Source organism: Halostagnicola alkaliphila (assembly GCF_055379965.1).
In genome coordinates, this window is sequence record NZ_AP043825.1 from 481,047 (window position 1) to 503,804 (window position 22,758).

The window sequence follows — 22,758 nt, forward strand, 5'->3', positions numbered from 1 at the left end:
GCTCGACGGTGTCGGGAGACTGCATCTTATGGTTGTAATTAGTTCCCATGGGTAATGGAAACATATATATGCACGTCTGATAAGCTATACGACGTGTATGCCAGCTATCAGTAGTAATGAGACCGCCGACATCGACCGACGGACAATTCGACGCCGGCGGTTTATCGAACTCACGGGTGCAACGGGTATCACGGCGGGTTTGGCCGGGTGCTTCGGTAGCGACGGGGACTCCCCGCTGCAGTTGACCGCCACGAACGAGTGGCAAAACAACAGCGATGAAATCCAGCAGGCGCTGTACGACGCGGGGCTGTCCGAAGACGTAGATCTCGAGTTCATCAGCGGCGGCTCGGACACCGACGAGATGCAAAACCAGTACTCGCAGTGGCTCTCGTCCAATCAGGCGAAACCGGACCTGCTCACGTTCGACAGCGGCTGGACACTGCCGTTTATCGTCCGGGGACAGGTTCTCAACCTCGAGGGGGAACTCCCCGAAGAGACCCTCGATACCGTCCACAACGATTACTTCGAACAGAGCGTCAACTCGACGGTCGGTCAGGACTCGGAGCTCTACGGCGTACCGCTGTACCCCGACTTTCCGACGATCCAGTACCGGAAGGACCTGGTCGAAGACGCGGGTTACGATTGGGAGCAACACCGAACCGATCCCCTGTCGTGGGAGCAGTTCTCTCACGAACTCGCGGACGTCTACGAGCAGTCGGACGTCACCCACGGCTACAACTGGCAGGCCTCCTCTGAGATCCAGTTGGCCTGCTGCGTCTTCAACGAGTTCGTCAGCTCGTGGGGCGGGGCGTACTTCGGCGATCCAACCGAGAACTTGTACGGTCCGATCGGCGACCGTCCCGTGACGGTCGCCGAGGAGCCAGTGTTCGAGGCCTTACGGATGGCACGAACCTTCATTCACGGAACGGACGAGCCGGACACGCTCGACGAGTTCGCAGGCCGGATCACCGCCGACGAGGCGTTCCAGTGGGGTCTCTCGCCTTCGATGCAGCCGTTTACCGACGGCGACGCCGTCGCGCTTCGAAACTGGCCGTACTCGATCAACATCAACGGCGACGACGACGCGCTTGGGGAAGACATGGGCGTGATGCCGTTACCGTACGGGGTCCCGGAAGGCGAGGGCGAGTACCCCGGAACCGGCGGCTCGGTCGGCGCCCTCGGCGGCTGGAACTACTGCGTGAACCCCAACACGGATCAACTCGACGAGTGTCTCGAGTTCCTGGAAGCCCTGACGACGGAGGAGTTCCAGCGGGCAAATTTCGAACTCGTCGGACACATCCCGCCGAACCCGGACGTCTTGGAGAGCGCTGATGACGTTCCGATCATGGGTCGATATCTCGACACCTTGTCGTACGTCGGCGAGCACACGATGGCCCGCCCGGCGACGGTCGTCTGGAGCCAGCAGTCCGACCCCGTCGCACAGGAGGTCAACGACGCGCTGATGGGCAATAGCGGGGTCGAGGAAGCGATGTCGAACCTCGACTCGAGACTGACCGAACTCGAGGAATCTCACAGCGATTCATGAGCACCGAAGACCGTTCGTCGGCGGTGACTCAGACGCGGACGGCGACGCCGCGCTACCGCGTGGACATTACGCTCCTCAACTGGCTCGAACGACGTAGCGACACGCAGTTCGTCTACATGATGTTGCTGCCGGTGTTCGCGCTGTTGGGAACGATGGCCATCTGGCCGCTGGTTCACACGGCAAACATCTCCATGCACGCCGACAGCGTCGCCACGGCGGATCCGACCGGCGAGTTCGTCGGCCTGCAGAACTACGTCGATATCCTCACCGGCGAGGCGAGCCTGCAACGGCCGTTCTTCAGCCTCTCGGATCCGTTCACGAGCGCCGTGCCAGTGACGCTGATCTACACGGTCAGTGCGGTCTTCATCGAAACGGTGCTCGGCTTCGCGATGGCGCTCATCCTGAACAAGGAGTTTCGAGGCCGCCGGTGGGTTCGCGTCGCGATGATCCTTCCCTGGACCGTCCCGATCGTAATCCAGGGGATGATCTTCTACCTGATGTTCCAGCCGTCGATCGGATTCGCCGTCGGACCGCTCAACGACCTCGGGCTGATCTCTTCGACGCCGCTCGCGACCAGTCGGGACGGGCTGCTGATCGCGATCTTCGCCGACGTCTGGAAGCAGTCGGCGTTCATGGCGCTGCTTATTCTCGCGGGGCTACAGAGCATCGATCGCAGCCTCTACAACGTCTCCAAGGTCGCGGGCGCCTCGAAAATCCAGCAGTTCAAAACGATCACGTTCCCCCTCGTACTCCCCGCGTTGCTCGTCGCGCTTCTGTTTCGAACGATCGGCGCGCTCAAAGTGTACGGCCTGGTCGAGTCGACTGCGGGCTGTAACACCGTTCCGACCCTCAGTTGTCTCGTCATCGACCTCTGGAGCGCGAACCGGTACGGCTCAGCAGCAGCCGTCGCGTTCATCATCGCGGCCGTCATCGGCATCCTCCTCGTCGGCTATCTCGTACAGCTCAGAAAACAGGAGACCGGAGGGACGTAATATGGCAGAATCATCGGCCGAAACCGACACGAAAAACAGGATCGAACGAACCGTACAGCAAGCAATCAACAACCCGGAGACGGTGTACCGGTGGTTGACGTACGTCGGCATCGGGTTCTTCGTAACCATTTTTCTCTTCCCCTTCTACTGGCTGTTCGTCCTCGCGCTGACGCCGAACGCACGCATCTCCGACATGGGGTTTTTACCGAAGGGATTCAATCCCGGTGCGTTCCTCGAGGTATTCGAGGTCGTCCCCTTTCACATTTACATGCTGAACAGCATCGCCATCGCCACGCTCTCGACGGTTATCGTGTTGACCGTCGGGAGCATTGCGGGCTACGTCTTCGGGAGGTACGAATTCCGGGGTCGAACGCCGCTATTGCTACTGATCCTCGTGATCTCGTACTTCCCACCAGTCGCCTTCCTGATCCCCCTCTTTCGACTCTTTACGGGCCAGGTTACCCTCTTCGGGATCAGCGCTCCCGAGTTGTACAACACGCCGTGGAGCATCGTCATGCCGCTGAGCGCCATCACCATGCCGCTCATCATCTTCCTCTTGACGACGTTCTACCGACAGATCCCGGACGGATTGGAGGACGCCGCCCGCGTCGAGGGATCGACCCGGATCGGAGCCCTCTTCCGGATCATCGTCCCGCTGTCGGCACCAGGCGTGGCGACGGCGGGGATCCTCACGTTCATCATCGTCTACAACGAGTTCTTCTTCTCGTACCTCATGGTGAGCGGGGCGCCCGATGACTGGTCGCCGGTGCTACACGGCGTCTTCGCCTTCCAGGGCACTCAGCAGGTGTCGTATAACCTGATGGCCGCGGCGAGCATCATCGGCGTCATCCCGATGGCGGTGCTCGTCATGCTCGCCCAGGAGCGGATCGTGAGCGGACTCACGCAGGGCGCGCTCAAGGAGTAGTCCGCCACGGGAGTCTTTCCCGACGAATTCGCAGATCTCCCCCAAGAATTTTCGCAGTGTTGCGCGACGATTACGTACGGACATCGGAGTCCTCACCTCCCCGATCGCAGACGAACCGCTCGAAAGCGATCGCCTACCTGTCGAAACGGATCGTCGGCGTGGTACCGGACGGGACGACGAACGTCCCGCCGGGCCCATGTGAATTTCGGGTATCGACGCTCTCCTCGAACGAAGCGACGGGAGACGGCTCCACTGAAATCAATCTCCGAATTTCGGACTTCAGTGTTCCTCGATTCTATAAAAAAGAACGAGACACGTGTACATAGAACAAACCCCTGACTATAGGTAACGCGGTGAGCTATTATCGACGATGGCGGAGGGATCCTCGTTGGCTCTTGTGTGCGCAATTGATCGGTGTTAAGCCGCATTCAGCCCCGATTCGACATCGTGCAGTATTGATCGTCGAGCAAGGCGTTCGATCCGCGATTGAGCGAACGCTTCCAGACGGGACGACTCGAGAGACCACGATTAAAAACAGTCAACAGCACGACTGCACTACAATCCGGTAAACGGCGATTGTGGAACGTTCAACCAGCGAACGTGCACCGTACCTGCCGATTCCGGGAGGTATCACGGTACGGAGAACACGTGAAAAACTGTCCCACTGGACTGTTCTACGGTATAGAATACCCGCTTTCCCACCGCGTCGCTCTCGAAGCGGCGGGGGAACAAGGTGGCTCATCGTCCGAGATCCCAGTGCGTTCTCTTTTAGAGTTACACACATACTATTGTAATAGGGGCGCGGATCTCGATAGCTGTCTCGAATCGGGCACAAGCAGGCGCTTGATCCGCCACTCTTTACAACGGTATTTTTGTATAATTACCTGCGGCGAGTGTTGGCCATCGAGACGGGTCCGCGTCGATGACGACTGCAGTATAGTGAAAGAAGGAACTTTGAGGGATGGTCTGCAACAGTATCCATTCAAGTCGCAGTACCGAAACAGGGACCACATGCTGTCAAGTGGTCTTTCTGGCAATCGATAAGGTCCGGTCGTGGAATACCGACTATTCGGATGCGTTCCTGAACGCGGGGGCGTATATCGGCGATTCATTCTGGAAGCCGGGCACTGCGGCGGCAATGGGACCCATCGGAATACAGTTTACTATATGTGCTATATGATAACGCAGACCTGCTCAGGTATGTTGGAAATCATAGCTAATTTAGATAGTTTTTTCAGTGATTATGGATATATTGGCGTATGGCAACCAACAACACGGGATCGTCGGGGCAACGAATCAACGCACTGGTAAAAGGATTCACTATCGTTGAAGAGCTGAAAGAGCGCGGGAGCGCCGGCGTCTCCGAACTCGCCACGGCGCTCGATATGCCGACGAGCACGGTGTACGTCTACCTGCAGACGCTGGAGAGCCTGGATTACGTAATCGTCGACGGGAGCGAGTACCGCCTGAGTTTACGGTTCCTAGATATCGGCAGTCGCGTCCGAAGTCGACTGGACGTTTTTTCGGCGGCGCGCCACGAGATGATTGACCTCTCTCAAGAAACCGGTGAGACGGTCGGTATCGGCGTCATCGAGAACGATAAGCGAGTCGAACTGTGGCAGATCGAGGGCGAGGACGCCATCAATGACAGGATTCACGTCGGCGAACACACGTATCTTCACTGGACGTCACTCGGGAAGACGCTGCTTGCGAGCCTCCCGGACGAGGAAATCACTCGCATCGTCGATTGCCAGGGTCTCCCGAAGGCGACCGAGAACACGATCACCGACCGAGCGGAACTCTTCGAAGAGGTCGACCAGATCAATCGGCAGGGGTTCACGATCGAGGACGAAGAGCGGAAAGTCGGCATCCGAAGCGTGTCGGTACCACTAACCGACGTTGACGGGAACACGGTCGCTGCCCTCGGTATCAACGCTCCGAAGAACAAGATGACTCCCCAACTGTGCGATGAGTACGTCGCTCAACTGAAGCGGAAGGCGAACGTCATTTCGATCCGCTACAACTACTAATCGTATTTCCAACATCGTTGGAATCCGGGCGCGGTTTCTCTCTGTCCGCGCTGTCGGAAGCGTCACGTCAGCTCGCCAGCGCTGATCTGGCTGCAGAATCGATAGTCCGTCACGAACGCGATATCACCGCCCAGCGGCTCCTCGAGTGCCGTGTGTTCACTTTAGTGGTCCATCGCCCCTGTTCTACCGACCGAACGGGACGCCTGAGCGTTCCGGGTCCGATTCGAGGGGAACCTTTTTACCGTCGAACAAGCACTTGACACATATGCCATTCGAAGACTCGGTAGCGGATAGCGTCTCTTGGGGTAGTCACACGTACGACGAGATCGGCGAGATCGGCGAACTGGACGGTTCAGTGCTCGTTGTCCCGATCGGGAGCGTCGAGCAACACGGTAATCACCTCCCGGTGGCCACTGACAGCATCCTCGTCGAAGGCGTTGCGACGCTCGGCGCAGAGCGAGTGACCGACGACGTCCCGATCCTCATGCTTCCGGCGTTCTGGAGCGGTTTTTCACCCCATCACCTCAGCTTCGGCGGAACGGTGTCGCTGGAGTTCGATCACATGTTGGCTGCGATCGAGGATATCGCAGCTACCGCACTCGAGAACGACTTTGACGCACTGGTACTGCTGAACGGACACGGCGGAAATATGTCGCTGATCGATGGCGCCGTCAGCACGATCGGTGCAGACCACGACGATGTCGAAGTACTCGGTCTCACGTACTTTCAGCTCGCGAGCGGCTTCATCGACGAGATCCGCGAGAGCGACATCGGCGGGATGGCCCACGGCGGCGAGTTCGAAACCTCCCTCATGCTGTACCTGCGCGAGGAGCTCGTCGATGTCGACCAGCTCGAGGGCACGTACATGGACGAGCCGTACGACCTCGGAACGAAAGATCTGGTAGAAGGCGGCCCGCTCGCGGTCTACCGCGGGTTCGAGGAGTACTCCGCGAACGGCGCTATCGGCGATCCAAGTCTGGCCTCGGTCGAGAAAGGCGAGCGAATCTACGAGCTGCTCGGCGACGAACTGGAGTCGCTGCTGTGCGACGTCCACGAACGAAACCGATAGAACGGCGGAAGCGGTCGACTATGCGGTCGCGATCACTTCAATTTCGACGCCGATATCGACCGGTAGGTCTTCGACCTGTACGGCGCTGCGCGCGGGGTACGGCTCGCTCATGTACTCGCCGTATACCTCGTTGATCTCGTCGTAATTATCCATATCTTGGACGAATACGGTCGCTTTCACGACGTCGTCTAGCGACGCCCCCGCGGCCTCGAGGACCGCGCGGACGTTCTTGAGCGTCTGTGCGGTCTCCTCTCCGATGTCGTTGCCGACGATGTCGCCGCTCTCAGCGTCGATCGGTCCTTGGCCCGAGACGAAGATGCGGTCGCCGTCGCGAATCGCTTGTGAGAACGGGCCGATGCTCGCCGGAGCCTCGTCTGTGGTGATCTCTTCCATTGCAGTTTCGGCTTCACACAGAACCGTCTTAAAACTGCTGTCAGCGGGTACGTTGTCGAACGGATCCGAACCAATATTTCCTTATTTGACGGTTCGACCCGGTGTGTCTCGGGTTGCCGGAGTAACGAGGTTTTCCTCACTCGAGATCGAAGGCGTCGCGCAGTCGACCGGCCACGTCCTCGTACGCTTCCGGCGTCCGGCCGAGTTCCTCGCGTAGATACGTCGCGCTTATGACGTTGTGTGGCATGTCCGGGTAGTGATCGAGTGTCACGTCGACGCCCGCGGCGTCGAGTCGCTCATAGTACGCGATCCCCTCGTCGCGAAGCGGATCCCAGCCGGCCGTGACGACCGTTCCTGGCGGCAGGCCGGACAGATCTCTCGCGTGGAGCGGGGCGGCGTAAGGGTTCGCTCCGTCGACGTCGTTCTCCAGGTAGTGGTCCCAGTAGAACCGCATGTCCTCGCGGTACAACCCGTACCCCTCGGCGTTCTCGCGGTAGGATTCGGTGTCGATGGCGGTGTCAGTTACCGGCACGCCGAGTAGCTGGTAGGCGATATCGGGGCCGCCGCGGTCGCGCGCTAATAGCGACACCGCTGTCGCGAGGTTTCCGCCCGCGCTCGCCCCGCCGACGGCGATCCGATCGGGATCGGCGAGCGGGACTTCCGGGTGCTCGGCTACCCACTCGGTCGCGGCGTAACAATCCTCGAGTCCCGCCGGGAACGGATGCTCGGGAGCGAGTCGGTACCCGACGGAGACGACACTACATCCGGCTCGGTTGACCAGCGCCCTGCAGACACCGTCGGCGGCGTCGATGCTCCCGCGAACCCAGCCGCCGCCGTGGAACCAGACGAGAACGGGGTGCCTGCCCCGATCGTCCGGCGTGTACACCCGGACGGGAAGATCGCCAGCCGGGCCGTCGATGAGGTAGTCGATCACGTCGCCGCTGATCGGCTCCGGATCGGAGAGCAGTTCTGCCTCCTCGATCGCCCGCCCGACTAGCTGTCGAGCACCCGTCGGGGACACGTGGTGCGTCGTCGGTTTGCCCGTCGTCTGTGCTTCTTCGAACATCTCTTCGATCTCCGGGTGGAGATCGGCCCGTAACGGCTCCGTCATAGAGTGAACGCATAGTCAGTCGTTGGCACGTTTCAAATATCTATTGTTCGGTGCCTCCGTCCCCGCCGAACGGTAGCAATGTTTTTTAGCTGATGTGCTATACCACGATTGGTATGCACGAGGAGAGTTCGATCTACGACGAACTTGGCGTCTCGACCGTCGTCAACGCAGCGGGGACAAAAACACGGCTCAGCGGTTCAATCATGCGTTCGGAGGCAGCCGACTCGATGCGCGAGGCCGCGAACGCGCACGTTCGTATTTCGGATCTCCAAGCGGTGGCGTCCGATCATATCGCCGAAGCGACGGGTGCGGACGCAGGCTATGTCACCAGCGGGGCGGCTGGGGCTCTGACGCTCGCCGCGGCGGCCTGTATCGCCGGAAACGATCTCGGTGCGATGTCCCGTCTTCCTGAGACGGGCGATCTGGCGGACGAGATCGTTCTGCCGCGGGATCAGAACACTGAGTACTCAAGGGCGTTCCGGGTGGCTGGCGCGACCGTCGTCGATATCGGAACGAACGACAGGGCGCTCGGATCGGGATCGGTGAGTGTCGAACCGTGGGAGTACGCCGACGCGATCACCGAGGACACCGCGGCCATCGCATACGTCGCAACCCCGGCGACCGAAACGCCGCTTTCGGCGGTCGTCAAGGTCGCTCGCGAGCACGACGTGCCGGTGATCGTCGACGCGGCTGCCGAACTCCCGCCGCGGTCGAATCTCCGCCGGTCCGTCGAAGCGGGGGCGGATCTCGTCGCGTTCAGCGGCGGCAAGGCGATTCGCGGTCCCCAGTCCACCGGTATTCTCGCGGGTAGCGAGGACCTGATCCGATCGGTCGCGCTCCAGCACCTCGACACGGATGCGGTCGAAGATGTGTGGGATCCGCCTGCATCGTTGATCGATACCGAGGAACTTCCCGGCGTCCCACGACACGGAATCGGCCGGCCGATGAAGGTCGGTAAGGAGGAAATCGTCGGTCTGATTCGCGCGTTGGAGTTGTTCCTCGAGGAGGACGAGGCAGAGGTCCGCAATGAGTGGCACGAGCGCGCTGTCACGATGGCTGAGGGGGTGTCCGACAGCGATGCATATGACTCGGTGGTGTTACACAGCGACGAGGAGGTCGTCTCGTCGGTGGCGGTCACCGTCGGCGAGGATTGGGACGCGGCCGAAATCGTTCGGGGGCTCCGACGAGAAGAACCCCGTGTGTTCGTCGGCGCGGCCGACGTTCCTACTGGCGGCTTCTCGCTCAATCCGATGTGCCTCACCGACGACGAGGCGGAGTACGTCGTCGAACGACTGCTGGCGAACGCCTGAGAAGCCAGTTTTATTGTGCTGAGGTGGGACTCGATAGGTAGACATGCCGACACCGACACCAGCGGATGGCGCACCGAGCCTGTACCAGCCCCGAGACGAACTGGAGACGCCCGCGGTCGTCGTCGACCTCGACACGATGGAGGCCAACATGCGGGAGTTCGCCGAGTTTGCGCAATACCACGACGTAGCGTTGCGGTCGCACGTTAAGACCCACAAGATTCCGGACATCGCCCACCGACAGGAGGAGCTGTCGGGCGGCGACGGTATCCTCTGCCAGACACTGAGCGAAGCCGAAGTGATGGCTCAGAACGGCGTCTCCGATATCTACCTCTCGTACATGGTCGTCGAAGAGTCGAAACTGGACCGCCTCGTGTGGCTCTCCGAGCGCCTCGACTCGTTCGCGACCACCGTCGACTGCCCGGGTAACGCCAATCCGCTGCAGGCGGCGGCCGCCAGACACGACACGACCCTCGACGCGGTCCTCGAGGTCGATGTCGGCCTCGACCGAACGGGCGTCGCGTCCGGCGAGCCGGCCCTGGAGATGGCAGAGCGGATCGTCGACGCCGACAACCTGTCGTTCGCCGGACTCATGGGATTCGAGGGCCACGTCAACGGCGAAGCCGAGTCCGAGGCTGATTACGAGCAGCTTTGTGAAGCGGCCATGGACGAACTCCAGGAGACGGTCGAACTGCTGGAGGCGGAGGGTATTCAGGTCGACGAGGTGAAGGTCGGCTCGACCGGCACGTCACGACACAGCGGTAAGCACTCCGTCGTTACGGAGATCAACCCCGGAATGTACCCGTTCAACGACGCCAACGTCGTCTCCTGGGCCGGCCCGATTGGTCCGGAGGACTGTGCGCTGACGGTCCTGACGACCGTAATCTCGAAACCGACTGACGACAGGGCGGTCGTCAACGCCGGCAGTAAGACGATGTCGTTCGATGTCGATAGCCGCCCGATTCCGAAGGGACGCGACGATATCGCGTACGTTAACGCCTCCGAAGAGCACGGGTGGATCGACGCGAGCGAGGCCGACGAGCCGATCGAGGTCGGGGATCGACTGGAGATTATCGTCCCGCACGTCTGCACGACCGTCAACCTACACGACACGCTGATCGGTACGCGCGACGGCCGCGTCGAGGAAGTGTGGAACGTGCAAGCCCGCGGCAAAGGGAAGTAACGCGGGATCGACCGAATTCCGTGCGCCGACGGTCGAAAAGGAGATATTTTTGATGCGGATCGAGTGGTTACGTCGATGCGAGACAACGGGGTGTCGACCGTAATCAGCCGTCGATCCGGTGCTCCGAAATCTTGTCCTCGTCGACCGTGATTCCGAGACCGGGCTCGTCGGGGACTGCGATTGCCCCGTCTTCGATCTCGAAGGGCTCCTCGATCACGTCGTCTTCCCAGGCGTAGTAGACGGTGTCCGGCGGGAGCGTGAACCCGGGAATGCCGCTGACGGCGTGCATGATCGCGGCGGTCCGGATCCCAAGGTCGAACGCACAGTGGTGTGCCATCGGGACCCCGGCGTCCTCGGCGATCGCTGCGAGCTGGCGCAGTCCGGAAATGCCGCCGGCAGGCGTCATGTCGACGACGGCGACATCGAGCGCGCCGTGTTCGATAAGTTCGCGCAGGTTGTGGGCGATATACGTGTCTTCGTTCGGGGCGATCGGTTGCGGGGTACGTTGGCGCAGGCGCGCCAGCGACCGGTGGCTGTCGACTTGGATCGGCTGTTCGAGGTACTGAAGGTAGACGCCGGCGTCGGCCAGCGCCGCGCCGACGCGGACCGCCTCGTCGAGACGCCACCCCTGGTTCGGGTCGAGCCGGAACTCGAGCCGTCCGTCGACCTCGTCATCCATCGCAACGATCCGCTCGACGTCCCGCTTCCAGTCGCGACCCGCTTTGGTCTTCAGTACGTCGAACCCTTCATCGAGCGCTTTCGCGGCGTGGGCCCGGGACTCCTCGAGCGAGAGGATACCGAGACAGTAGGCCGTGTCGACGGTGTTTTTCTGGTCGTACTCGGTATCCATCCGACGCGTCGTCGTCCCCGGCGCGGTCCATCCGCCGAGCAGTTCGTAAATCGGCTTTTCCAGGCTCTTCCCGACGATATCCCAACAGGCCATCTCGACAGCTGAGAAGAACATATCGACGTTCGTGTACTCGATGAACAACAGCCGACGCAGACTCTCGACCTCGAACGGCGAGTGCCCCTCGATGATCGGTGCGACGCCGTCTTCCAGCGTCGTGACTGTCGTCTTCGGCGAGAGGAACACCCGCATCTCACCCCACCCGGAGATCCCTTCGTCGGTGTCTACACGGACCAGTATCCGATCGACGTCCTCGACGGCGCCGTGGTTCGTTACGTAGGGAGAGATCCCGCCGTCTTTCAGGTCGACGACGTTCGCGTTCACAGCATACGCTTCTACGCCAGTGATTTCCATACACGATGGGAGCGTGACTGATCTATTAAAACCTCGCATGTGTGCAATCGAGTCGAACGCTCGCTGGCGCGGGTGGAACCGCCCTTTATCGCGTCAAGCTTCGCTGAGAACGGGGATTCGTTGCCGATGGGGTCGTCATTCGAAATGTGGGATAACGTGCTCCTCGAACGCTTCGATCGTTTCGTAGGGGTCGCCACACTTCGACCCGACGAGCACTCGGGAGACGCCGGCGTCTTCGAGGGCTTCGAGCTCCGAGACGATGTCGTCCGGGTCGTCGGTGATATTGTTCTCCTCGATTAACTCCGCATCGGAGAGTTCTTCGAGGCGCTGGTCCGCGACACGTTGGATCGAACGCGGATCCGGATTGTCGAGTTCGGTGTCGTCAGGTGTGTACTCCCCCATGTCGCGGAGCTCCGCGGCGAGTTCGTCGGGATCGCCGATGTTCGCGGTGAACTCCGTGGTCACGTCGACCGATCCGAAGTCGCGGTTCGCCTTCTCCAGTCCCTCCTTGAAATTTGGGACGATTCGGGATTCGATCTGGGCGGCCGGCGCGACCGTCAGGAGGTGGTCCGCGAATCGCCCGGCGAGTTCGACCGACTTCGGTCCCCAGCCGGCCCAGTGGACCGGGATATCGGACTTCGCCTCGGTGTAGAGTTTGATCCCCTCGTACTGGAAGTGGTCTCCGTCGTAGTCGACGTAGCCGTCCTCGCTCCAGAGGCGCTTCATGACGTCGATCGCCTCGATCAGCATCTGGGCGCGGGCACCCCATTCGGGCCAGTCCCCATCCACGAAATGAGCCTCGTTGAGCGCCTCTCCGACGCCGACGCCGAGGTTCATCCGGCCCGGATACATGTTGTCGAGCGTCGCGAACGCCTGAGCGACCTGCGGCGGCCGGTACCGGAAGATCGGACAGGTCACGGAGGTCCCGACGGGGACGTCGGGAACTTCGCTCATCAGCGATCCGAACCAGGGAAAGACGTGGTGAGTGTACGGTCGCGAGTCGATCCACGGCAGGAAGTGATCGCCGATCCAGATCCCCTCGAATCCGGCGTCGACGGCAGTCTTCGCGATATCGATATCCGACCGCGGGTCACGGAAACAGCCGTAGACGTTGTAGTGTATCTCTAACACCATATCCCAACGCTTGTCGCACGCCCTAATATAACTGGCGAGCTACCGTGCGGCAAGGACGAGGCCGCGATCGGATGTCGCCCTCCGGCGTCTTCGGCGGGTTCCTCGCAGCTCACTTGCTAGACGGGATCGGATGTCCGCGAACGTGGCTCTCAATGGACGATCACGATCACCGAAACCTATAAGAATGCTAGCTGGTGACGTTAGTACAAGATGAGTTCCCTGAGGTTAGATAGCATACGGAAGGTCTTCAACGACCCGAACGAGGGAGAGATCGTCGCAGTAAACGAGGTATCCATGGAGATCGAGGACGGAGAGTTCATGGTTCTCGTCGGCCCGTCCGGGAGCGGGAAGTCGACGTTACTCCGTTTGATCTCCGGACTCGAGACGCTCACGGGCGGGGACCTTTATCTCGGTGACGAGGAGATCGGTCAGACTAAGCCGAAAAATCGGGACCTCGCGATGGTGTTCCAGAACTACGCGCTCTATCCGCATCTGACGGCCCGCGGTAACATGTCGTTCGGGCTGAAGATGCAAGGGGCGCTCGACGAAGGGGAGATCGACGACCGCGTCGACGAGGCCGCCGATATCATGGATATCGGCAAGTTACTCGAGAAGATGCCGAGCGAACTTTCGGGCGGCCAACAACAGCGCGTCGCGCTGGGGCGAGCGATTGTCCGCAATCCTGAGGTGTTCCTTATGGACGAACCACTCTCGAATCTCGACGCCAAACTCCGCTCGCAGATGCGTACCGAGATCCAACGTCTGCAGAGCGAACTCGACGTCACGACGATCTACGTTACTCACGACCAGACCGAAGCGATGACGATGGGAGATCGGATCGCGATCATGGATCAGGGCGAACTTCAGCAGGTCGCGACGCCGCTGGAGGCCTACTACGAGCCGGTCAACGTTTTCGTCGCTGGCTTCATCGGATCGCCGAGTATGAACTTCATCTCAGCGACGACCGACTGGGCCGATGACGGATTAACGCTCGAACACGACGCCTTCTCGTACGGCGCGTCGAGCGTGCTCGCCGACGAACTGACCGCCGACGGGCGAGAAGTGCTCATCGGAATCCGTCCCGAAGATTTCGATCTCGCGCAGTCGCCGACGGACACGTCGGTCACCGTCGAAGTTGACGTCATCGAACCGCTCGGAGAGAAACACCTCCTCTACTTCGACATCGGTCGTGAGACCTACATCGCGAGCGTTCCGGGATACTATCAGATCGAGGGCGAGGATAAGATCCACCTCGACATTCCCGAACAGCGGGTTCACGTGTTCGACGCCGAATCGCATCAGACGATCAAGAACCGCGAACCAGCATCGAGCGATGACGCTCGACTAGACGAACAGATCACGGTCAAGGAACAATAACTCGTAAACGACGACGGACTCGGACTATTTTGCTGCCGCTTACTTCGATCCTGTTGACGATTCGATATCGTACACCGTTTGTTCGAAGCTGTGATCGAGACCCGCCGTCAGCCCGCCGTCTACGACGAGTTCGGTCCCGGTAACGAACGAGGACATCGGAGAGGACAGGTACAGAACGGCGTTGGAAACATCGTCTAACCGACCCAGTCGACCCACGGGGTACTGCTCGAGCCATTTGTCCTCGATTTCCGTGGCGTCCTTTCGTTCCATCTCCTCGCGCCGAGTCTCCGTCTGGATCGTCCCCGGGCAGACGACGTTCGATCGGATACCGTGACAGCCGTACTGCGTCGCGATCAGCCTCGAGAGCGCGAACATCCCGCTTTTGGCCGACGAGTACGATGTCAGACCGATCCCGGTCAGCGCGTTGACCGACGACGTGTGGACCATCCGACCGCCGCCGCTCTCGATCATCGCCGGCAGCGCCGCCCTCGAGCAGAGGAACGGGCCCTTGAGGTTGACCGCGAGGTTGCGCTCCCAGGTGTCCTCGTCGATTTCGTGGAGCTTGCCGTCCTCGAACGATCCGCCAGCGTTGTTGACGAGGACGTCCAGCCCTCCGAACTCATCGACGGTCGTCTCGACGAGCGCCTCGACCTGAGCGGCGTCGCTTACGTCCGTCGGAACGAACGTCACGTCGCCGCCTTCATCCGTCAATTGCGCCTCGACGTCGGTGCCGTTTCCCTCGTCGACGTCTGCGATCACGACGTTTGCACCCTCCTCGGCGAATCGGGTCGCGATCGCGCGTCCGATCCCGGACGCCGCACCGGTAACAATAGCAGTATCTCCCGCTAACAGTTGCTTTTGCATGCCATGTGTACTGTGTAACGCTCACCATTTATCTCTTACCTAGGTTTTTATTGTTCGGCTTTGACGTGGAGAGTATGACGGATAGCAAGCGGAAGCCTCGCCCTTCAGGGCGGGAGGATGTCAAGTTCGCTACGTGGGCGTATCCGTGGGATCTGATCGACGAGGGTATCGAGTCGGTCGCTCAACGGTTGCTCGACCTCGGGATCACCGAGATAAACCTCGCCACAAACTATCACTCCGTACAGACGTACCTGCCGCACAACCCCGAACGACGGACGTTCTTCGCCCGCCCGAGTTCCTACTTTCAGCCCGGCGACGGATACGGCGACCTCGAACCCGTCCCGAACGAGCGGATGGACGACGCCGATTGGCTCGCGACGATCGACCGCGAACTCGCTGATACCGGAGTGTCCCTTAACTCCTGGACCGTCGGTTGTCACAACTCGCGACTGGGGATGTCCCACCCCGAATATACGCTACAGAACGCGTTCGGCGACCCGCTCGTGTTCGGCCTCTGTCCGTCCCAGCCGGCCGTACAGGAGTACCTCCTCGCGCTGCTGGCCGACCTCGACGACCGGGCGTCCTTCGAGCGGATCGAACTCGAGACGTTCAACTACTTCTACGGCACCGGTTACGGGTGGCACCACGACAAGTTCCACGCGCGCCTCGGCGATCTCGGGGAGTTCTTATTCGGCGTGTGTTTTTGCGATCACTGCCGCGCGAACGCGCGGCGAGCGGGCATCGATACCGACGCGGTCGCGAAAACGATCAGGTCGACCGTGGACGCGATCTCGGCTGACGAACTCAGCCACAATACCGCTGTGGGCGCTTGGCTTCGGGCGCACCCCGAGGTCGATGCCTACGTCGATGTCCGGACCGAGGTGCTGACCGACCTGTACCGCCGATTTTCGGATGTCGTCGAGGACGCGAAGCTGGCCGCGTACGTCGGCATGAAGGGCGTAGAGAACTCTTGGATGCACGGAATGGATCTCCAGGAGCTGTCGCGATCGCTCGACTCCGTCACGGTTATGGCCTATCGGGAGACTCGCGAGGAGACGGTCGACTGCGTGCGGACGACCGAGGAGATGGCCGACGTTCCGGTACACGCCGGCGTCCTCCCCGCCCACCCCTACATCCACGACGAATCAACGGTCGTAGATCTCGTGGACGGGCTTGTCGAAAACGCGGATCGCGTGTCGTTCTACAACTACGGGCTCTTGCCCGAGCGTAACCTCGACTGGATCGGGTCTGCGATCGCCTCACACCAGTGATGTGTGACCGGGCAAAGAATTATGAGCACCTACGAGTAACTGGGTCACACGTGACATACAGACATGATTGACGTGGAACGTACTATGAGCGAACGGAACCTGTACGCGGCGGAGGCGTCCGTACCATGAACGAGGAGTCGTTGAAGTCTCCGGCGACGTGGCGGCGTCTCCTAACCAGTGACGCCAACCTCTCGAAGAAGCAGCGCCACACCGTGATCGCGTGGATCGCGCTTGCTCCGGTTCTGGTGTGGCTACTGGTGTTCAAGTACATCGCGCTGGGCTGGAACATCGTTCTCGCATTCTTCGACCGGAGCTATACCGGTGAAATGTCGTTCGTCGGGCTGGATAATTGGGCGACGTTGATGCACGATCCGGTGTTCCCGACGGCGTTACGCAACACCATCATCCTGTTCGGGACGATCCCCGTCGGAATCGTGTTGGCACTGTTTATCGCAGTCTTGCTCAACCAGAAGTTCCCGGGATCGAAGGTGTTTCGCTCGGTGTTTTTCCTCCCGTACATCACGATGATGGTCGCGATCGCGGTCATCTGGCAGTACATGCTCCACACCGAGCAGGGGGTGGTCAACCACGTGTTGTTGAACATCGGGCTGATCGACAGTCACATCAGTTGGCTGGGAGACAGCGGCTGGGCTCTCTTCTCGGTGTTTATGGTTCAGGTCTGGAAGACGACCGGGTTTTACGTCATCATTATTCTGGCCGGCCTCCAGACGATTCCCCAGCAGGTGTACGAGGTGTCACGCATCGACGGGGCTAGCCGCTGGCAGCAGTTCCGCTACCTCACCCTACCGCTCCTGAAGCCGACGCTCGGCGTCTGCGTACTGGTCGGCGTCGTCATCTCGTTCCGGTTGTTCGACCTCATCAACGTGATGACGGGCGGCGGACCGGGGAATTCCACGGAGATTTTGCTAACGTGGATCTACCAACAAATGTTCGCGTACGGTGACTTTGGATACGGCGCAGTCCTCAGTACGATCATGGTCGTCGCCACGATCATCGTGGCATACCTTGGCCTCAAACTCCAGCAGGTGAGCTACTCATGAGTGGAATCAACGAATTCGTATCGATGGACGATCCCCGACGGGTCGTCCGGCACATAACCTCGCAACGTAAATCGGTGCTGCTCCGCAAGGTCGGATTGTTCACCATCGCATTGGTCGCGGCAGTACTGTTTGCGTTCCCGTTTTACTGGCTGGTTCGGATCGCCGGGGTGTGGCCGAGCGGATCACTATACGGCTCGCCGCCGTCGCTGATCATCGACGACCTGAGCTTGTACAACTTCGTCCAGGTCTACTATGCTATCCCGTTCGCCCAGTACGCGATCAACAGCGTAATCGTGTCCGCAATAGCGATCGTCAGCCAGTTGATCTTCTGTTCGCTAGCCGCCTACGGGCTCTCGATGGACTTCTATGGGAAGAAGTACGTCATGGGGTTTATCGTCGTGGCGATGATGGTTCCCTTCCAGACGATCTTCCTTACAAACTATCTGATCACCGACCAACTGGGGCTGATCAACACCTACACGGGACTCGCGATTGTCGTCGCGGTGAGCGTCGTCAACATCCTCGTGTTGAAAAGCGCGTTCGAGGCGGTGCCGGACTCGATGGTCGATGCCGCGCGTCTCGACGGCGCGTCCGAACTGTACATCATCTTCGGCGTCTACTGGCCGCTTTCGAAGGCGGCGCTGGCGACGACCGTCATCCTCGCGTTCGTTTTCTCGTGGAACAGCTACCTGTGGCCGCTGCTAATCGCGACGGAGGACAGCACGATCACGCTGCCGCTCGGGCTAGCGGAGTTCCAGTCCCAGATGTCGGGAGATTTCGCACTACAGTACGCCTTCACGATTATGGTCTTACTGCCGGTGCTGATTCTGTTCTTCCTGCTACAGAAATACTTCATCCGCAGTGCGGTCATGAGCAGTATCAAAACGTGATTCATCCATGAAGCTACCACCACTCCTCAAACTGGTCGCCCAGACGATCTCGATCCGACGTCTCCTGATCAACCGATTCACGGTTTTGATTGCGGTCGTGCTGGTCGCATCGGTCGCCATGCAGGGGTACGTCGCGGTGAACAACGACGGATACGTTACCGGACAGGTCATCGACGACGACGGGGATCCGGTCGCCGATGCCACCGTCACGCTCTCACCCCAGACGGTCGCTGGCGTCCCTAACCCACAGTCTACGACGACCGACGAGAACGGCGAGTTCGAGTTCCAAGATCAGAGCCTCCTGGAGTTCACCATCCACGCCCAACACGAAGAACTCGGTGAGAGCGAGACCGACCGGTATCACCTGTATTTCCAGGGACAGAACACGGAGGTGGATCTCGTGATCGGGTAATAGCTTTCAGTCAGTACATCGCTATTCGAACACCCGCGGACCGACATCGCAATCGATCGTCGTATCGGTCTCTTTGGGGCCACCTCGAGCGCTTGGACAGTGGCCCCTCGTCGACGTTCTCGACGCGTGCGGCTTCCACCGACCAGCGGTGGACTCGGAACTGATGCCGCTCGAGCGCATGCAGACGTTTGCCGTCATCGCGTTTCTTACGACAAGAATTGACCACGAGAAGCGGAGGGGTCGCTTTACGGAGTTCTCGTCCGCTGGAATGCTGGGCGCTTGTGCTCCAAACGTTCGACGAGCATGGCGCGTGTAACCGGAAGTGTCGATCGAATTGTCGAAATTGCTCCCGAGGCCGCCAAAGAGACAGTAGATATATATAATAGAAGGTACTTATCGAAAACGATGGTACGGGAAAGCATACCTACTGGTAGCAGGCGAACCTACTTAAAAGGCATTGCGGCCGGCACTGCGGCCGGCCTCGCCGGTTGTCTCGGCGGTAGTGACGGAGAAGGAATCAACGATACGATCGAGCTGTACACGTGGAATCTCCCCTTCTGGGAGGAGACGATCGAGGAGGAAATCATTCCGACCTTCGAGGATGAGTTCGGCGACGAGTACGACGACCTCGAGGCGGGCTGGATCGACCGCGGGCCCGCGACGGAGGACATCATCTCGTTCTTCCAATCGCGGCTCCAGAGCGGCGATCCGCCGAGCATTTTCGACACGCAGTTCGGGGCGTACGCCCGGTACGCAGACGACGGCGTGTTCGTCGACATTGAGGAGATAGCGGACGACGAGATTCTCGACAAGTACGACGACACGGCACTCGAGTTGAATCAGTACGACGGCACGCTGTACCAGATGCCGTTTTACATGGGGACGAACATGACCATCTGCAACTCAGACTGGTTCGACGAGGCGGGCGTCGAACCGCCGACGAACGAGGAGCCGTGGTCGACCCACGAGTACCTCGACGCGGCGGAGGAAATCGCGGAGAACTCCGGCGCGGACTTCGGGCTCACGTTTATCCGGTTCGACTTCCTGCTGTGGCCGTGGTTCCAATCGGAGGGCGTCGACATCCTCACCGACGACAACACCGAGGCGGCGTTCAACACGTCGACGACGGTCGAACTGCTTGAGCGGTTCCAGGAGTTGACCAGCGACGGCGTGATACCCGAAGTCACGTGGACCGGCGAGTGGGATCCCCAGGCGGAGCAATTCGGTTCCGGAAACACGGGAATGTACTTCGGCTCCGGATCGGCGCTACGCTTGATCCAGAACTTCGGCGAGGATTGGGTGAGCGAAGACACGGTGGACATCGCTCACGCTCCGGAAAACGGCGGACTGTTCACGTTCCACGGGCTCGGGATCACGACGCCCGACAAGACCGAGGCCGAACAGCAGGCCGCGTTCGATTTCACGACGGTCATCCTCAACAAGGAGTTCCAGAAGGACTTCCTCCGAAACACGACCGTGCTCGTTCCGCACACCGAGGCGATGGAGGAACTACAGAACGACGAGGAGTTCCAATCGAACAACCCCCTGCTCGTGGAGTTGTACGAAATGTACGACGTCGTCTCCGAAGATCTCTGGCGTCCGCCGGTGATTCCGCAGGCCACCGAAGTCGCCGACATCATCGCTTCGGAGTTCTCCGCGTGTGCGCTCGGGGAAACGGACCCGCAGGACGCGGTCGATCAGGCGGAATCGCGCGTCAACAGCGCATTGTAGTGTTAGCTGACGGCTTGGCCCACTGGCGACCTGGAGCCAGTCGGCGATGTCGTAGCGTCGGCTAGCTGCGCTAATGCCGGTAGACGACACTGTAGTCCGCGTGCGACGTAGTAGCGTCGGCTGACGCTCGAGATAGCATCCACTTTTTGCGCGGACACCTGTATCCGCTAGTCGGTGGGTCGTCCGAACGGCGGCTCCGCCGTTCCGATTTACGATCGCTCGATCTTATACTAGGTCTCAGTAATAGCCTCTACAAATCACTATAGGAAAAGATTTTTAAACGGACACTATCTGTTATATGCATGGTGTTAGATAACACCTTGCAAACGGATAGTGAGTACAGTGACCAGAGTGAGACCCGATCCGACCCGTCAACCACGCGTCGTCGCTTCGTCCGAACGACCGGCGCTCTCGGTGCCGGTGGGGCGTTTGGGGGGATCGGCTCCGCGTCCGCGAAATCTCGGGGGTCCGTTGACGACCTGCTAGCCGGGCTCTCCGATCGCGAGAAGATCGGTCAGATGGTGATGGCGCTGATGAACCCGACCGACGACGGGGAGCCGTCGCCGAGGGCCGAGGACGTGGTGAAGGATCTCGCGGTCGGATCTGCGATGGTTGAACACGTCGGCACGCCCGAGCAAACCGCCGAGTTCAACAATCAACTCCAGTGCTGGGCGTCGGAGACGGAGTCGGAACTCCCGCTTCTCGTCGGCGCGGACTTCGAGTTCGGCTCCGCCCATAGCGTCGGTGATCTCCGAGACGACTCGCCGACGAAGTTCCCACGAAACATGAACCTCGGCGCGCTCGGTTCCGAACAGGCGGCCGCCGACGCCGCGAGAATCACTGCGACGGAAGCGCGTGCGATGGGGTACCACTGGGGATTTGCCCCGGTCACCGACGTCAACACGAATCCGGAAAATCCGGTGATCGGTATCCGAGCGTACAGCGGAGACACTGATCTCGTATCGGAGCTGACCACCGCACAAGTGCCGGCCTTCCAGAGCAACGGAAACGGTATCGTCGCCACCGCCAAGCACTTCCCAGGACACGGGGACACTTACACGGATTCGCACACGGGTCTCCCCACGGTTTCCTACGACCGGGAGACGCTCGAGGAAATTCACCTGCCCCCATTTCAGTCTGCCATCGATGCAGGTATCGACGCTATTATGACCGCCCACATCGTCGTCGAAGCGATCGACTCTGAGCGCCCAGCGACGCTCTCCGAGCCCGTGCTGACCGGTCTTCTTCGTGACGAACTCGGGTTCGACGGACTGCTCGTCACCGACTCGATGTCGATGGATGCGATCACGGAAATGTGGGGGCGACAGCGCGCCGCCGTCCTCGCCGCGAAGGCGGGTTCTGACGTCATCATGTCGATGGGCGATTACGAGGACCACGCCGCCACCGTCGATGCGCTATACGACGCCGTCGAATCCGGCGAGCTGTCGATGGAGCGCGTCGAGGAGGCGGCGACGCGAGTGCTCAAGGCCAAGCGGAAGTACGGCTTGTTGACCCGGGGCGGTGGGAGGCCGAAGGGCCGAATATACGCCAACCCCCAGCAGGCAATTCGCAGAACCGCCAAGGGCCCGGACCGCAGACGCGCCGCGGAGATCGCTCGCGAGTCGATGACGCTGGTGAAAAATGACGGCGTCCTCCCGTTCGACGCAACCGACGGCGGAACGACGCTCGTCGCAGGTGTCGCGCAAGTCGACGTCCTCGCGGACGCCGTCCGCGAGCGCTCCGCGGGCGACGTGGTCGACTGGCAGTCGAGTCAGTGGGAGGACGACGACCCAACCGACGAGGAGATCGCTGAGGTGGTGGCGCTCGCCGAGGAGGCGGACCGGGCGCTCGTCGCGACGTATTCGGCGTCCGAGCTCCCCGATGGACAGGCCGAACTCGTCGAATCGGTTCAGGAGACGGGGACGCCCACGGTCGCGGTAGCAGTCGGTCTTCCTTACGATATCGCATCGTATCCGGATGTCGATGCCTACCTCGCGTCGTACGCGCTCGACCGGTGGAAGCAACTGAACGTATCGTCGCTGGAGGGAGTTGCCGAAGTCGTCTTCGGCGCCGAACCGAAGGGAACGCTTCCCGTAGATATCGAGGGTTACTATCCCCTCGGTCACGGGTTGGGGTACGAGGAGTAAATAGAATTTTATCGCATATTATCAGCATCCTGAAAAATTCACACCATACTGTGT

19 protein-coding genes are annotated in these 22,758 nt (G+C 60.4%); 14 read left to right on the top strand and 5 right to left on the bottom strand.

All coding sequences use genetic code 11. The annotated features are described in order from the left end of the window. Positions 1 to 97: 97 nt before the first annotated feature. The 5 genes from ACZ5C7_RS04485 to ACZ5C7_RS04505 all read left to right on the top strand — a co-directional run bounded on the left by ACZ5C7_RS04485 (position 98) and on the right by ACZ5C7_RS04505 (position 6,562). On the top strand, positions 98 to 1,546 hold the full coding sequence (locus ACZ5C7_RS04485; protein ID WP_464374898.1) for an extracellular solute-binding protein: 1,449 nt from the start codon (positions 98 to 100) through the stop codon (positions 1,544 to 1,546). Beyond that, positions 1,543 to 2,538 carry a carbohydrate ABC transporter permease gene (locus ACZ5C7_RS04490; protein ID WP_464374899.1) on the top strand — a complete coding sequence of 332 codons (996 nt, stop codon included), beginning with the start codon at positions 1,543 to 1,545 and terminating at the stop codon, positions 2,536 to 2,538. Before ACZ5C7_RS04485 ends, ACZ5C7_RS04490 begins: the two co-directional genes overlap by 4 nt. A 1-nt stretch (position 2,539) precedes the next feature. Further along, positions 2,540 to 3,463 carry a carbohydrate ABC transporter permease gene (locus ACZ5C7_RS04495; protein ID WP_464374900.1) on the top strand — a complete coding sequence of 308 codons (924 nt, stop codon included), beginning with the start codon at positions 2,540 to 2,542 and terminating at the stop codon, positions 3,461 to 3,463. A gap of 1,259 nt (positions 3,464 to 4,722) precedes the next feature. Then, entirely contained in the window at positions 4,723 to 5,493 is a 771-nt protein-coding gene (locus ACZ5C7_RS04500; protein WP_464374901.1) for an IclR family transcriptional regulator, read from the top strand. 265 nt (positions 5,494 to 5,758) lie between these two features. Beyond that, positions 5,759 to 6,562 (top strand): creatininase family protein, encoded by an 804-nt coding sequence (locus tag ACZ5C7_RS04505; protein WP_464374902.1) that lies wholly within the window; start codon positions 5,759 to 5,761, stop codon positions 6,560 to 6,562. Between the two features lie 18 nt (positions 6,563 to 6,580). Here the strand turns inward: ACZ5C7_RS04505 and ACZ5C7_RS04510 are convergent, their stop codons facing one another. Both ACZ5C7_RS04510 and ACZ5C7_RS04515 read right to left on the bottom strand, forming a co-directional pair. Next, positions 6,581 to 6,955, bottom strand: a complete 375-nt coding sequence (locus ACZ5C7_RS04510; protein ID WP_464374903.1) for a Rid family detoxifying hydrolase — start codon at positions 6,953 to 6,955, stop codon at positions 6,581 to 6,583. A gap of 136 nt (positions 6,956 to 7,091) precedes the next feature. Then, positions 7,092 to 8,066: an alpha/beta hydrolase gene (locus tag ACZ5C7_RS04515; RefSeq protein WP_464374904.1), complete on the bottom strand. Its 975-nt coding sequence runs from the start codon at positions 8,064 to 8,066 to the stop codon at positions 7,092 to 7,094. A 113-nt stretch (positions 8,067 to 8,179) separates the two neighbouring features. Here ACZ5C7_RS04515 and ACZ5C7_RS04520 point away from each other — a divergent pair, with 113 nt between their 5' ends. Further along, a complete protein-coding gene (locus tag ACZ5C7_RS04520; protein WP_464374905.1) occupies positions 8,180 to 9,376 on the top strand; it encodes an aminotransferase class V-fold PLP-dependent enzyme in 1,197 nt (398 codons plus the stop codon). 43 nt (positions 9,377 to 9,419) lie between these two features. Further along, on the top strand, positions 9,420 to 10,556 hold the full coding sequence (locus ACZ5C7_RS04525; protein ID WP_464374906.1) for an alanine racemase: 1,137 nt from the start codon (positions 9,420 to 9,422) through the stop codon (positions 10,554 to 10,556). Positions 10,557 to 10,659: 103 nt separating this feature from the next. Here ACZ5C7_RS04525 and ACZ5C7_RS04530 read toward each other — a convergent pair whose 3' ends face one another. Both ACZ5C7_RS04530 and ACZ5C7_RS04535 read right to left on the bottom strand, forming a co-directional pair. Continuing rightward, positions 10,660 to 11,817, bottom strand: coding sequence for a mandelate racemase/muconate lactonizing enzyme family protein (locus tag ACZ5C7_RS04530; RefSeq protein WP_464374907.1), 1,158 nt, complete (start codon positions 11,815 to 11,817; stop codon positions 10,660 to 10,662). Positions 11,818 to 11,952: 135 nt separating this feature from the next. Beyond that, positions 11,953 to 12,951 (bottom strand): LLM class flavin-dependent oxidoreductase, encoded by a 999-nt coding sequence (locus ACZ5C7_RS04535; RefSeq protein ID WP_464374908.1) that lies wholly within the window; start codon positions 12,949 to 12,951, stop codon positions 11,953 to 11,955. A gap of 210 nt (positions 12,952 to 13,161) precedes the next feature. Between ACZ5C7_RS04535 and ACZ5C7_RS04540 the strand changes: the two genes are divergently transcribed. Beyond that, on the top strand, positions 13,162 to 14,328 hold the full coding sequence (locus tag ACZ5C7_RS04540) for an ABC transporter ATP-binding protein (protein ID WP_464374909.1): 1,167 nt from the start codon (positions 13,162 to 13,164) through the stop codon (positions 14,326 to 14,328). Positions 14,329 to 14,367: 39 nt separating this feature from the next. Here ACZ5C7_RS04540 and ACZ5C7_RS04545 read toward each other — a convergent pair whose 3' ends face one another. Then, the gene (locus ACZ5C7_RS04545) at positions 14,368 to 15,192 is read right to left on the bottom strand and encodes an SDR family NAD(P)-dependent oxidoreductase (RefSeq protein ID WP_464374910.1); all 825 of its coding nucleotides are present in this window, start codon (positions 15,190 to 15,192) and stop codon (positions 14,368 to 14,370) included. Positions 15,193 to 15,266: 74 nt separating this feature from the next. On the opposite strand from ACZ5C7_RS04545, the gene ACZ5C7_RS04550 reads away from it, so the two are divergent. From ACZ5C7_RS04550 to ACZ5C7_RS04575, 6 genes are all read left to right on the top strand, one after another. Further along, positions 15,267 to 16,463, top strand: coding sequence for a hypothetical protein (locus tag ACZ5C7_RS04550; RefSeq protein WP_464374911.1), 1,197 nt, complete (start codon positions 15,267 to 15,269; stop codon positions 16,461 to 16,463). Positions 16,464 to 16,588: 125 nt separating this feature from the next. Further along, complete coding sequence (locus ACZ5C7_RS04555) at positions 16,589 to 17,524, top strand: carbohydrate ABC transporter permease (protein WP_464374912.1); 936 nt, start codon at positions 16,589 to 16,591, stop codon at positions 17,522 to 17,524. Beyond that, complete coding sequence (locus tag ACZ5C7_RS04560; protein WP_464374913.1) at positions 17,521 to 18,414, top strand: carbohydrate ABC transporter permease; 894 nt, start codon at positions 17,521 to 17,523, stop codon at positions 18,412 to 18,414. The genes ACZ5C7_RS04555 and ACZ5C7_RS04560 overlap by 4 nt, the downstream gene beginning before the upstream one ends. Positions 18,415 to 18,421: 7 nt before the next feature. Next, on the top strand, positions 18,422 to 18,826 hold the full coding sequence (locus ACZ5C7_RS04565; RefSeq protein WP_464374914.1) for a carboxypeptidase-like regulatory domain-containing protein: 405 nt from the start codon (positions 18,422 to 18,424) through the stop codon (positions 18,824 to 18,826). 405 nt (positions 18,827 to 19,231) lie between these two features. Beyond that, positions 19,232 to 20,557 carry an extracellular solute-binding protein gene (locus tag ACZ5C7_RS04570; RefSeq protein WP_464374915.1) on the top strand — a complete coding sequence of 442 codons (1,326 nt, stop codon included), beginning with the start codon at positions 19,232 to 19,234 and terminating at the stop codon, positions 20,555 to 20,557. A gap of 302 nt (positions 20,558 to 20,859) precedes the next feature. Continuing rightward, positions 20,860 to 22,704 carry a glycoside hydrolase family 3 protein gene (locus tag ACZ5C7_RS04575; RefSeq protein ID WP_464374916.1) on the top strand — a complete coding sequence of 615 codons (1,845 nt, stop codon included), beginning with the start codon at positions 20,860 to 20,862 and terminating at the stop codon, positions 22,702 to 22,704. The last annotated feature ends 54 nt before the right edge of the window (positions 22,705 to 22,758 follow it).